This window comes from Hymenobacter sediminis, assembly GCF_003231285.1.
GTDB classification, from domain to species: domain Bacteria; phylum Bacteroidota; class Bacteroidia; order Cytophagales; family Hymenobacteraceae; genus Hymenobacter; species Hymenobacter sediminis.
This window is the reverse complement of the sequence record NZ_QKNS01000007.1, coordinates 169,265-182,062: the sequence shown is the minus strand read 5'-3', so window position 1 is coordinate 182,062 and position 12,798 is coordinate 169,265. Positions and strand designations below refer to the sequence as shown.

The following is a 12,798-nucleotide window of genomic DNA, read 5'->3' as shown; positions in this document are numbered from 1 at the left end:
AGGCGCAGCTCTGTTTTGTGAAAGAACGGTCATTCCGAGCTGGTCGAGGAATCTTGCGTGCTGATGTCTGATTACCATTACAACGTCAGCACGCAGAATTCCTCGACCAGCTCGGAATGACGGCCTGGAGTCTGGAAAAGCCCGATCAGGCGGAGGGGCAGCCGAAGCCTATTCGGGATGATGCGTGCGCTTGCAACCGCTTCCTACGCCTCGCCCATCATCAAGCCCTCAATGGTATGAGCCTGCACAATGGGCTCCAGGGTATCTACCAGGCGGCAGGTGAGGTGCTGCTTCAGACTTTCGGGGAGGGTAGCATAGTAGGCGCGGGTGATTTGCAGGTCGTGGCGCTCGGCGTTGTTGGCGGTGGGCGCGTCCACGCCGAGCACCAGCGCGGGCCGGGGCTTGTCGGAGTGGTTGGCCGTGCCGCGGTGAATGGTCAGGGCCGAGCGGGCCGAAATGTCGCCCATCTGAGGCATTTTGCGCTGGGCGCGGGCCTCGTAGCGGGGACTGTTGCTTTTGGGCGGAAACATACCGTGCTCAAAGTCCTCGGGCAAATCCCACTGCGTGCCGGGCGCCACCTCGAATGGCCCCATATCCTCGGTTACGTCGATGGTGGTCAGGTTGAACGCCAGGGAATTCAGCCGGCGGCCGATGATGGTGTCGTCGGGGGCGGGAAAGTCGCGGTGCCAGGGCTGGTTCATAGCGCCGGGGTTGGGCACATCAAAGCCAATTTCCACGATTTTGTACTCTGGCCCCAGCATAGCCTCGCACACCGCCACTACCCACGGGTGCGTGGCCAACTCCACGAAACCCCGAATGTTCTCGGGGTGAATTTCTACGTAGTGGCGCTTGGGGCCGCGGCCCAGGGCCCCACCGGGGCGCTGCAGGGCCTCGGCATACAAGCGCGTAATGTCCTCATGAAGCTGCTGGGCCCACGCGCGACTAAACGCACCTTTCAGGCCAATAATACCGTCGCCGTAGAGGCCGCCCATAATCTGGGCTACATCGTAGCGAGGCTGGGCTGGGGTCATTGATTCAGCTGTTTCCATCATATTCCGGGGTTTAGCTTAGGCGGCACTATTGATTTAAGCCAGCAATGGCTCGGGGTATTTGCGTTCAAACGGATTTCATGGGTTGGAGGTGGCAACAGAGGAGCTCTCCGAAACCTCTATCCGTCAGTACATAAGCATCTATTTATTAGTATATTCAGGAAAGACCTTGCCGTTGGTTTTCCTACCCCTTACCTGCTATGCAACGCCGCCGCTTCCTTCAGGCTTCCCTCGCCGCCCTACCCTTAGTTGCCGTGCCAACCCCAGATGAGCGCAACACCAAAGGATTTAAAGCCAGTGCCGGTGAGGGTCGTTTCCACGGGCACCTCCGCCTGAAAGGCGTCAACCAGAATGTGCTGGACGTGAAGGTGTCGGGCAAGGATACCAACGGCGACTTGGCCATCTTCGAGCAAACCAGCCTCTCGCAGGGGCGGGGCACGCCGCTGCATGTGCACCTGGGCCAGGATGAAATCTTCTATGTCCTCGAAGGCGAGTATGCCTTTCAGGTAGGAGAAGATAAGTACCGACTCAAAACCGGCGACTCTATTTTCCTACCCCGCTATGTGCCGCATGCCTGGACCCAGGTGAGCCCACGCGGCCATATGCTGGTAACCATGCAGCCCGCCGGCAAGCTAGAGGAGTTTTTTGTGGCTATGGCTTCTCTTAAAGCTGAGCCCACCCAACAGCAAGTGGCCCAGCTATTCGCCGCCCACGAAATGAAAGTCGTGGGGCCACCGCTGCAAGTGGACTGAGCAAGCAAGGGGGCAGGAAATAAGACGGAGCACCCTCTATATTTAGGCGGCTCATCAACAACAGTGCTTTTCCTACCCCTTATGCTAACCCGAACGGCAACGTATGTCACAGCAGTAGCCGCGTTGTTAGTGGGGCTCTGCACTTCGGCCTGCACCGCCACCAAACCCGCCGCTCTTGCTGTCCTGCCGCCTCCGCCCATATCGCCGGAGCTGTACCGCACCATTGCCCGCCTAGATAGTGCCATGTTCGTGGCCTTCAACCGCCACGATGCCGCCCAGCTGCAAACCTTCTTCGCCGAGGACCTGGAGTTTTACCACGACAAAGGCGGCCTGGCCAACTTCGAGCAAACCATGCAGGGCTTCCGCAACCTGTTCGAGCAGAACAAAACCACCGGCCTAAACCGCCAACTCGTGCCCGGCACCCTGGAAGTGTACCCTATCAGCGGCTACGGCGCCGTGGAAACCTACCAGCACCGCTTCTGCCACGTCGAGAACGGCAAAGACGACTGCGGCACCTTCAAGAATATGATGGTGTGGCGCCTAAAAGACGGGCAGTGGAAAGTAACGCGGGTAGTGAGTTACGGGCATTAGAATAGTAATTGACCCTACTGGTAGAAGATATGCTAGGATTTTTTAATTAATGGTTTGGTAATGAGTACGCTTCAGCTTTCTCCAAGGGCTCGGAAATATCTTCAAACATTGAAGCAAGATAAATCTTGGCTGATTACCACAGAAGTGCTTAGTCGGTACTTACTTAAACAGGGCGTAAAGCCGACTTCAGCGCTGCTGTCCTTTCAGGAGAACTATTCTGGTTTAATTTTAACTATTCAGAATAATAAGGGAGCTACTTTTAAAGCTAACCTTTTTTCAAGTTTAGATATAGTTTTTAACAGAGACGAAGATGTGTCTAAAGTAGGAGGTCGATATATTTTTGAATGCGGAGAACATTCTACAGCACAATTTAATTTTTATATCACAGATAAAGGTGAGGTGTGTACGTAGGAGGACGATAATAATTTGAATATCCTGTATTCGTCATTGATAAGTTTGTAGAAAGTTATGCCATTCGTAATGAGTTGGCTGCGTGGAATGAATGCCCTTATATTACGAACTGCTCAATAATGAATTACTTGAAGAGTATGTGAGCCCGGCTTATCAGCTAATACATGAGTGTAGCGATAAGTATAATAAGTGGTGGACTAATGGAGATTCAATTATCTGTAGAGGTGTTTGGCTAGATAGACCGGATTATTATCTCCATCTATACGCTAAATCAGCATATCTCTGCAAGGAATTGATAGGGGACTTGCAAGGCATAGGAGTAGTGAAGAATGTATAGAAATTAGAAAGACTAGCTACCTTCCCAGCTTCAACTCCTTTCCCGAAGCTGATGAAACTTCCGTTCCTCGCTGCACTTCTTCTTACAACTTTTCCTACCCTCGCCCAAACTCCGAAGCCCGCTGAAAACCTGGTGCAGTACGCTCACCCCATTGTGGGCACGCAGCGCATGGGGCACACGTTTCCGGGAGCAACGGTGCCGTTTGGCATGGTGCAGCTCTCGCCCGATACCGATACCATCAGCTACGAGCTGAACGGCAAGTACAACCCCAAGGTGTACGAGTACTGCGCCGGCTACCAATACGAGGACAAAACCATCGTCGGGTTTTCGCACACCCACTTCAGCGGCACCGGCCACTCCGACCTCGGCGACTTCCTCATCATGCCCACTACGGGGCCGCTGCAGCTCAACCCCGGCACTGCCGATAAGCCCCAGAGTGGCTTCCGCTCCGCGTTTTCGCATAAGAATGAGGTAGCCGAACCGGCGTACTACCGCGTGAAGCTCGATGACCACAACATCCTGGCCGAGCTGACGGCGACCAACCGGGTAGGGATGCACCAGTACACCTTCCCGAAGGCCGATGAGGCCCACATCATCCTCGACCTCACGGCCGGCATCTACAACTACCCTGATAAGAACGTTTGGACCTTCGTGCGGGTAGAAAATGATTCGCTGGTGACCGGCTACCGCCAAACCCACGGCTGGGCCCGCACCCGCACCGAGTATTTTGCTCTACAATTCTCCAAGCCCTTCCGCCAGTATGGGGCCCGCAACTACGCCAAAAAGCAGGCCTACCGCGGGTTCTGGGGGCGTTTCGACCAGGCCCACAACTTCCCGGAGCAAGCTGGCGAGCAGCTGCGCATGTACTTCGATTTCAAGACGGAAGCCGGGGAGAAGATCAAGCTGAAAATGGCCTTGTCCTCGGTGAGTACCGAAGGGGCGTTGCGCAACCTGCGGGCCGAGCTGCCGGGCTGGAACTTCGAGCAAGTGAAGCGCCAGGGGCAGGAGCAATGGCAGCAGGAGCTAAGCAAGGTGACCATCCAAAGCCCGAAACGGGTAGACAAGGACAACTTCTACACGGCTCTCTACCACGCCTTCCTGAGCCCTACCACCTACCAGGATGTAGACGGGCAGTACCGTGGCCTCGACCAGAATATTCATAAGGCGGAAGGCTTCACGAACTACACTACCTTCTCGCTCTGGGATACCTACCGGGCCCTGCACCCGCTGTTCAACGTAGTACAGCCCAAGCGCAACGCCGACATGATTCAGTCGATGCTGGCGCATTATCAGCAGAGCGCCGAGCACATGCTGCCGGTGTGGAGCCACTACGCCAACGAGAACTGGTGCATGATTGGCTACCACTCGGTGCCCGTTATTGCCGATGCTATTATCAAAGGCAATGCCCCCTTCGATGCCAATAAGGCCCTGGACGCCTGCGTGACCACCGCCCGCCAGCAGTGGTACGACGGCATTGGGGACTACCTGCGCCTGGGCTACGTGCCCGAAGACAAAAGTGGTTCCTCCGTCTCGAAAACCCTGGAATACGCCTACGATGACTGGTGCATTGCCCAGGCCGCCAAAAAGCTGGGCCGCCCGGACATTGAGCAGGAGTTCAGCAAACGCGCCCAGAACTGGCAGAACGTGTATGACCAGCGCATTGGCTTCATGCGCCCGCGCCTCTCGGATGGCTCGTTCCGCAAAGAATTCGACGTGCTTAGCACCCACAACCAGGGCTTTATTGAGGGCAACGCCTGGAACTACAGCCTCTACGTGCCTCAGGACCCTAGCGCGCTCATCGCCAAAATGGGCGGCAACGTCCGCTTCGTGCCCCACCTGGACTCTCTGTTCACCATGCACCTGCCCGATAAGTTCTTCGCCGAAACCGAGGACATCACCCGCGACGGTATCATTGGGAACTACGTGCACGGTAATGAGCCCGCCCACCACGCCGCCTACCTCTACAACTGGACCAATCAGCCCTGGAAAACCCAGGCCCGCGTGCGCATGATTCTGCCCAAGATGTACCGCCCCACGCCCGATGGCCTCGGCGGCAACGACGACTGCGGGCAGATGTCGGCCTGGTACATCTTCTCGGCCCTGGGCTTCTACCCCGTAGCGCCCGGCTCCCCCGAGTACGCCCTGGGCAGCCCCGCCATCCACGGCGCCACCCTACGCCTCGAAAACGGCAAAACCTTCCGCATCACCGTCAAAAACCAGAGCGACAAAAACGTGTATGTAAAAGAAGCCCGCCTAAACGGTCAGAAACTCACGCGCCCCTTCCTGAATCATCAGGATATTCTGAACGGCGGAGAACTGGTATTTACGATGGCAGGAAAGCCGTCGGAGGGTTAAATTTTTACTACTTAGCGAATGAATAGTTAGGTGAAAAAATAATAATGTGTAGCATGTATATGATAAGAAAGCAATGTAATATTTATAAGCTAATTGCTTTAGGATCGGTGTTTACTTCATTACTCTGTAGCTGCCAAACTTACGTATCATGGTATCAAGAAAGATGGTATAACACTGTCAAAGGAAATATATTATTACAGTGCAGACTACATGCAGATTCCGTTGTAACTGTTTTTTGGCGAGATAGCACAATTCGAGATGAGAAATGATATTTCAAAAAAAGAGTTTTTTTACAACGACGCTATCAATACCAAAATCTTGTTTTTGAGTCATATCACGCTCAAAAAAATGATTTTGAGTTAAGAAGAGAAGTTTGTGAAAATGGGGCATTTGCTTTTGAAGGAATATTTGTAGACGGTGAACCGTATGGTATATCTACTTGGTGGGCCTGCAATAATCAGCTTCGAATGCAAGGTGTTCGATACAAGGGAGAACGTGTTGGTGAATGGCTGATTCGAGAAGAAAATGTACCTGGAACAGAAATCAAGGATTACGGGCATTTTGAATTAATTACATCTATGCCAGTCTTTGTAGAGTAGTTCTTGGGAAGAATGCTTGATGGTTGCTACGAAGTACGTTATGCTAAACTTACGTCGGTTAAGTGTGTGCCACTAGCAAACAAAAGCCCCACCACTAACCAAAACTGGTCAGCGGTGGGGCTTTCGTTTGTTCAGGCCAGCAACCTACAGGTTCGGGTTGAAGGTGGTGGCGGCTCTGTTCTTGTTCCTGTTGCGATTGTAGAGGTAGGCAGCGCCGGCTGCCAGCAACGCGCCACCTAGCAGCTTGTTGTTTCTGCCGGAGCGAATGGGAGTATTGTAGGCGCCGGTGGAAGAGTTTACGGCGCTTCTGCCGCCAAACAGGCCCGAAATGAGGCCACCTAGTGTACCGCTTGGGCGGTCGGAACCAAAGATGCTCATGATTGACAAAGGGAATGGTGAATGACAGTATAACGCAGGGGCCAGCAACAGGGTTGGCAGTATCCAACGGTTCAGCTTCAACGTACACATGCCGAGTAGCCGCTACCTCCTGAGCGGCTCTCCGCAACCCTAGATACTACCCCTCATGGACCCTCGAAACACCCCCAAGCAGCCCAACCCGGCAGAACCTACCTTGCCCACAAAAGGCACTCCTGATACCCAAAGCGCTGATGTGGATGGCACCAACCTGCCGCGCCCCGAAAGCGCCCCTTCGGAAACTGAAGAGGATACGTCCTCCACGGAAAACGAAACCACCAGTGATACGCCCACTGATGCTACGGCATCAACTGCCGCATCTGATACCGGCGGCGACACTGACCCCGGCGCTAGCAACACCAGCAACGACGAACCGCTGTAAGGCTTGCTCAACAGAGGCAGCTATAACTGAACAAGCCCGGCGGATCATCCGTCGGGCTTGTTGCATGGTAGTGTGGCAAGGATGCCGGGTTGGTACTGGGACCTAAGCGCTTATACGGCTAGTGCGCAAGTAGCGCTCCATGGAGGCAATAGTAGCCACGGAGGCGTTGAGGTGGGGGTAGTGGCCGGTGGTGTTCAGAATATCGAGGGTACTACCAGCTAGGTTGGCGTGCAAATAGCGGCCTACCTCGGTGGGGGCCACAGAGTCTTCAGCACACTGTATAATCAGTGATGGAACCTGGAGTTGGTTTAACTGGGCGCGATAATCAGAGAGGAAGGTCGCGCGGGCAAACTGACGGGCAATGGCCGGGTCAACCCGGGTAAAGCTAGCTAATACCTCATCCACTAATTCCGGCCGCATGTCGCCACCTACTAGCGTGGGTACTACCGTATGCGACCAGGCCCGATAGTCTTGGTCTAGAAAGCCGAGCAATTCCTCCAGGTCAGCGGGCTCGAAGCCACCCAGGTAGTCGCCGTCGTTGATGTAGCATGGAGAAGCGGCCAGCAAGATTAGCCGCTCAAATAGCTCGGGGGCCCGGATGGCGGCCAGCACCCCAATCATGCCGCTAACTGAGTGACCCACATACACCACTTTGGGCCGCTGTAGAGCCCGCAGCAGATCCACTAAATCATCGGCGTAGCCTTCCAGCGTGGAGTAGCGTGTGAAGTCGTAGGCCGTTTTATCGGAGGAGCCAGCGCCTACCAGATCAAAAAGGACTACCTGGTGCCGGGCAGCAAAGGCCGGTGCCACGTACTGCCAAGCGTGTTGATCGGTGCCAAAGCCGTGGGAGAAAACGATGGGCTGGCTCCCGGATCCATAAAAGGAGACATGATGACGATGAAGAATATTCATAGCACTTAACAAGAGGTAGAGGCGCGTCGCCCCCATAGCAATTCAGCGGCCGGTTTTTTGGTAATGTGCTATAAGCTCAAGATAATACACAACCAAAGCAAGCTCATCCCAATAAAGTAGTTATTTCCCATTGTGGGGCTTACCTACTTACCCCCGCTCATCGTCTGAGTGGTTGGCCCGCGGGTAGGGGGTAGGGTGTTGCCACTGGTCCGCAAGCCCAGAATAGGCTACGTGGGTTTCGGGCTGCCAAAGGGGGTAGGGATAGAAGACCCCATAACCGACCTTTTGCCCGTTGCCTGGCAGGTCTGCTGCCCCACTACCCCTCAGCTCTAAAAACGATATACTGACGAGTACGTACTGTTCAGATAGGCACCGCTGACCGACCCGACTTTGCCTAGTACCCAATTAGGCCCGTCAGCAGCCCGAAAAGTACGCACGACATGCACAGTATTGTTTACAGTTCCTGGGGCCTGGTGCACCTGCTAGCAGCTTTGGCCTCCTTGGCTCTGGGTACTGCGGTGCTGGTACGGCCTAAAAGCGGACGGCTGCATAAGCGCTTGGGCTATGGCTACATTGGTGCCGTGGTGGTCATGCTGGTTACCTGCTTTGGTATCTATCGGCAGTTTCATGGGTTTGGCATCTTTCACGTAGCGGCTGTGCTCAGTGCCCTTACCTTGGGGGCCGGTATGGTGCCGGTACTGCGGCGGAAACCGGCTCGCTCTTGGCAGCAGTTGCACGCTGGGTTTATGTATTTATCGGTGCTGGAGCTATATGTGGCGCTGGTGGCAGAGGTGCTGGTGCGGGTGCCGGGACTGTCGTTTTGGGAAGTGGCGGCCATGTCTACGGCTACGGTGGCGCTGCCGGGTGCAGCTTGGCTGGTGCGGGTTTGGCCACGCTGGCAGGGTAGGGCGGTGCTGGCAGCGGTACCCCAGGCTCTGGCTACCCAAGGCAGGAAGGGGTAGGGTAGGGGTGAAAGGCACGCCATCTACTAGCGCAATTCGCTGCCTCAACGCCCCACGGAATAAGTTTTTTTCTGGGTCCCTACGCCGGTAATCTTTACCGATTGCCAACCTGTGGGCAAAGTAGTTTTGCGCTGCGTGATGCCAGTGGGCGTAATATCGAGCCCGCCAAAGCCCATGAGCACGGCTTGCAGCACGCCGCCCGCGCCGGTAGCAAAGTAGGGGTTGGTGCCGCCTTTGGTTTCGGCAATGACGCGGAAGGGCGGGAGCAGATTGGGCTGGTAGGCGTCCTGGAAAAAGTGGCGGGCTTTGGCCCCGTCGCCAAGGCGGGCGTAGAGCAAAGCAAAGATGGCCTGGGTCATGGCGGGGGTGCCTTCGTTCGGCACGCGCGTTTCGTAGTAAGCTAAGTCCTTTCGAATCTGGGCGGGGTCGGTGATGACGCCGAGGGGGTAGGCCAGCAGGTTCACGTCGCCTTGCTTGATTCCCTCGCCGCGGTAGCTGGCGTGCTCCTGGGTTACGCCGTCGGGCAGGCGCAGGATGGGGATGTTCTGGGCCACCTGCTGCCAGTCGGGGTTGGCACGCAGACCTAGTAGGCGGGCCGCGGCGGCGGCATTCTGCAGGTTCACACGGGCCGCGGCGTTAGTGAAGGCGTCGTTATCCACGTTTTCGGCCCACTCGTCGGCCGCCACCACATTCTTAATGTCGTAGTGGCCCGGGCCGTTGCGCTCCACCCGGCTAGCCCAGAAATCAGCGGTAGCCGACAGGATAGGCCAACCTTTTTCGCGCAGCCAGTCCTTGTCCTGGGTCACGCAGTAGTACTGCCAGGCAGCCAGGGCCACGCAGGCGGAAATATGGTGCTCAAAGGGCCCGCTCAGCGCCCACACGGGCGTTTCCTCCACGCCGGTATCGGCACTTTCCCAGGGGTACATGGCACCCTTATAGCCGTGAGTAAAAGCGTTGCGGCGGGCCAGCTCCAGGCGGTTGAACCGGTACTCCACCAGCGACTTCGCAATTTCCGGGTGCAGCACAGCCAGCACCGGAAACATCCATACGTCGGTATCCCAGAATACGTGGCCGTTGTAGCCCAGGCCCGAAAGGCCCATAGGCGAGGGGGAGTAGTCGGTGCCGGCGCGCGAGAAGCTGTAGAGGTGGTAGAGCATGCTGTGCACGTCCTGCTGGGCCTGGGCGTCGCCGGTTATCTGAATGTCGCTCTGCCATAGCTCCTGCCAGGCTTTGGTATGGAAGTCCAGCAGGCGCTGGCGGCCTTCCAGGCGGGCAAAAATGGTCAGGCGCTCGGCCTCATTCAGCGGGTCGGGGTGGTGGGCCGAGGTGATAGAGGAACCCGCCACGGCGTAGGCGTAGGTCTGCCCCGCCTTCAGCGCCTTGCCGAATTTCATGAGGTGCATGTTGTTGTCCCACATCTCATGAATAATGCGCGGCCCCTGCCCGTGCGGCTCCTCAAACAGAAAGCTGGTGCTGGCGCAAAGCAGCAGCTTGCCCGTAGGACTCCGGGCCGATGAAGTGAGCAAACTCAAGGTGGTGTGCGGCCGGTCAATTTCGTTGTAGTAGTTCTGCACCTCGCGCAGGGCGTCGGGCGCTTCCATTACACTGGCTGCCGTAAGGGCCACGTCCTTTTTGGCCGTAATGGACACGTCCAGCAACACCGTGTGGGGCAGGTGGCGCAGGGCGTAATAGGTGTAGCTGATGGTGGCTTTGTCGGCGTAGTCGAAGGTAGTGGTTAGGGCAGCCCGCTGCATGTCGAGCTGCTGGCGGAAGTTGCGCGCATCCTGGGGGCCGAGGCGGTGGCCATCCACCTCCAGGTACATATTCAGCAGGTTGAAGCTGTTGAGAAAGTTGCTCACCCGCCCGCGCCCGTACTGGTCGTAGGCCCCGGCCAGCACCACGCTCTTCACCTGAAACGGCCCCGGTGCCGATACAATGCCCAGCATGCCGTTAGCCACCGTGACGCCGTAGTAGTTGCTTGGCTCAATCCGGTCGGCGGTAATCCGCCAGGGGTCCGGGGTTTGAGCCGCCAGTGGGAGGTAGCAGGTGAGCAGCAGCCAGGTACAAAGCAGGATTTTCAACGGGCGAGGGGGTAGAAAGAAGGAATAGGAAGAGACACGCCGTTGCCCGCCAGCCCCATCTTCGCTAGGGCTGAACGCGCGGGCAAAATGGCACCCAGCTAGGTAGCCTGAATGGCCAGTACCCGGGCCTCGAAGGCTTCGTTGGGCAGGAAAGAACGGTTCTTGACGCGAGTTTTGTAGGCGTACACCGTATGAATAGAATAGCCCAAAATACGGCTGATTTGCTCACTATCGTTGATGCCTAGCCTGATTAGGGCGAAAATGCGCAGCTCCGTGGTAAGCAAATGCTCATCGGCCAGCTGAATTCGGTCGGCCTCCGTGAATAAGGCGTTGAACTCGCTTACAAAGCTGGGAAACAGGTGAATAAAGGCCGTGTCGAAGCCCTTGAACAAGGCCGTGCGCTCCGATTTAATATCAATGTCTTTTACCATCTGCTGGGCAGCCGCTACCTGCTTGGTTGTGAGCAGGGTAGTTAGTTTCTTCTGCAAGACTTCCAGCTTATCAATATAGCGGGAGGTGTTGTTGAAGTAGTAGCCGATGTACTCTTCCTTGATGTGGTTGGCGTAGTTCAGTCCTTGGTTAAGCTCCCGAAGCTTGCCGTTCAGTTCTTGCTCTTTTTGGTGGAGGATGTGGAGTTGCGCATTGTTTTGGTGCAGCTCCTGATTGGCTTGGGCCAGCAGGCGGCCGGTAGCCTGTAGCCGCCGCAGCTGAAAGTAAATGATAAAGGCCGTGCCCAGCAGCAGCGTAGCCAGCACGCCAATAGCCAGGGCCGATTGCTTGGCCTGCTGACGCTGCTTTTCCACGATGGATATTTTCTGCCCGTCTATTAGCGTCGATAGCGGCGAAATTTGGAACAGGCGCTGCCGGGCTTGGTAGAAGTTGGCTGTTTTGCGGGCCTCGCCGATGTACCAGAAGGCCCGTTGCAGGTCGCCGCGCTGGTAGCAGTAATCCGCCACCTTAAAAAGCGCAATTCCCTCCTTCGTAGCCGATTTAATATCGTTAATGGCCGCCAGCGTCATCAGTTGCAGGGCCTTTTCGCGCTGTCCGGCATCATCGTAGAGCTTAGCCAGGGCACTAGCGTTGACGGCTATCTGGTGGGGAGAGAGGGGTAGGCGCTGCAGCCGGGCAAAAATGGCCTGGCCTGTTGGCAAGTCGTCTTGCTGCTTGGCTCGGTACAGCTGCTGTGCTAGATGTGCGTAGGAGCCTGATCGGCTAAATCGGGCTGCCGTATCGGCGTAGGTGTAGGATTTGGCCGTGTAGTAAGGCTGGTAGTAAGTGTCCTGATCGTACTCGGCCAGCTCAATGCATACAATGCTATAGATTTCGTAGAACTCGGCCTTGTAGCGAGGACTCAGCAGCCGCACATTAATGCTTTCGAGCGTGTCAAAAGCATCTTTAAACAAGCCACCTGAGCGCAGTGTGTAGGCTAGTTTGGTTCGGGCAATCTGCAGCTTGGCCGGGCTCTGGAGCCGCCGAGCCAGCGTCCCGAGTTTAAGGCTGTATATAAAAGCTGAATCGTAGGTAAATACTTGGTATTCATCGCAGATGCGTAAAGCCAGGTTGAAGCTGGCGGCCGCGTTGTCCTGATTTGCGCGCAGCTCCGACTTAAGCATGAACAAGCGGTCGAGCCGCTGCTTGTCATACTTGGCTTGGTGAACCAGGGTTTGATCGAGTACCCGGAGCAGGCTATCAGTTTGACTAGGGCTGGCCCAGCCGGTTAGCGCGCGCAGTACAAGGCCGCAGAGAATAATAAGCCGGACACTATTTACAACACAGCGAGGTAGCATAGATCAAGAAGCCGGGCGGGTGGGAAAGACGCAGTTCTTCGTACGGGGTAGCCGACGTCTTCCATTAGAAGGCGCGGGGCTGCTATTGCTATAGGGTGTCGGGTAAGGGGAGGGCGGAGTATACTTCGGCGCGAGGAAGTTATGGATAGTCTTGATAAGTTACAAA

General features: G+C 56.0%; 11 protein-coding genes. 6 read left to right on the top strand and 5 right to left on the bottom strand.

Going from position 1 to position 12,798, the window contains the following annotated elements; translation table 11 throughout:
* Positions 1–203: 203 nt before the first annotated feature.
* On the bottom strand, positions 204–1,052 hold the full coding sequence (locus DNI29_RS18335) for a phytanoyl-CoA dioxygenase family protein (RefSeq protein ID WP_202910522.1): 849 nt from the start codon (positions 1,050–1,052) through the stop codon (positions 204–206).
* Positions 1,053–1,249: 197 nt separating this feature from the next.
* On the opposite strand from DNI29_RS18335, the gene DNI29_RS18330 reads away from it, so the two are divergent.
* The 4 genes from DNI29_RS18330 to DNI29_RS18320 all read left to right on the top strand — a co-directional run bounded on the left by DNI29_RS18330 (position 1,250) and on the right by DNI29_RS18320 (position 5,495).
* A complete protein-coding gene (locus DNI29_RS18330) occupies positions 1,250–1,801 on the top strand; it encodes a cupin domain-containing protein (protein ID WP_110979583.1) in 552 nt (183 codons plus the stop codon).
* Positions 1,802–1,882: 81 nt separating this feature from the next.
* On the top strand, positions 1,883–2,392 hold the full coding sequence (locus DNI29_RS18325) for a nuclear transport factor 2 family protein (protein ID WP_110979582.1): 510 nt from the start codon (positions 1,883–1,885) through the stop codon (positions 2,390–2,392).
* 108 nt (positions 2,393–2,500) lie between these two features.
* On the top strand, positions 2,501–2,803 hold the full coding sequence (locus DNI29_RS24225) for a hypothetical protein (protein WP_238388140.1): 303 nt from the start codon (positions 2,501–2,503) through the stop codon (positions 2,801–2,803).
* Between the two features lie 388 nt (positions 2,804–3,191).
* Positions 3,192–5,495, top strand: coding sequence for a GH92 family glycosyl hydrolase (locus tag DNI29_RS18320; protein ID WP_110979581.1), 2,304 nt, complete (start codon positions 3,192–3,194; stop codon positions 5,493–5,495).
* Positions 5,496–6,238: 743 nt separating this feature from the next.
* Here the strand turns inward: DNI29_RS18320 and DNI29_RS18315 are convergent.
* Positions 6,239–6,472, bottom strand: a complete 234-nt coding sequence (locus DNI29_RS18315; RefSeq protein ID WP_110979580.1) for a hypothetical protein — start codon at positions 6,470–6,472, stop codon at positions 6,239–6,241.
* Positions 6,473–6,617: 145 nt separating this feature from the next.
* Between DNI29_RS18315 and DNI29_RS18310 the strand changes: the two genes are divergently transcribed.
* Positions 6,618–6,890, top strand: a complete 273-nt coding sequence (locus DNI29_RS18310) for a hypothetical protein (protein ID WP_110979579.1) — start codon at positions 6,618–6,620, stop codon at positions 6,888–6,890.
* A gap of 102 nt (positions 6,891–6,992) precedes the next feature.
* On the opposite strand, the gene DNI29_RS18305 is transcribed toward DNI29_RS18310, so the two are convergent.
* The gene (locus DNI29_RS18305; protein WP_110979578.1) at positions 6,993–7,802 is read right to left on the bottom strand and encodes an alpha/beta fold hydrolase; all 810 of its coding nucleotides are present in this window, start codon (positions 7,800–7,802) and stop codon (positions 6,993–6,995) included.
* Between the two features lie 440 nt (positions 7,803–8,242).
* Here DNI29_RS18305 and DNI29_RS18300 point away from each other — a divergent pair, with 440 nt between their 5' ends.
* Positions 8,243–8,764, top strand: a complete 522-nt coding sequence (locus DNI29_RS18300; protein WP_110979577.1) for a DUF2306 domain-containing protein — start codon at positions 8,243–8,245, stop codon at positions 8,762–8,764.
* 44 nt (positions 8,765–8,808) lie between these two features.
* On the opposite strand, the gene DNI29_RS18295 is transcribed toward DNI29_RS18300, so the two are convergent.
* A complete protein-coding gene (locus tag DNI29_RS18295; RefSeq protein WP_110979576.1) occupies positions 8,809–10,845 on the bottom strand; it encodes a kojibiose hydrolase in 2,037 nt (678 codons plus the stop codon).
* Between the two features lie 98 nt (positions 10,846–10,943).
* Positions 10,944–12,632 carry a SusR family glycan utilization regulator gene (gene susR / locus DNI29_RS18290; RefSeq protein WP_110979575.1) on the bottom strand — a complete coding sequence of 563 codons (1,689 nt, stop codon included), beginning with the start codon at positions 12,630–12,632 and terminating at the stop codon, positions 10,944–10,946.
* Between the last annotated feature and the right edge of the window lie 166 nt (positions 12,633–12,798).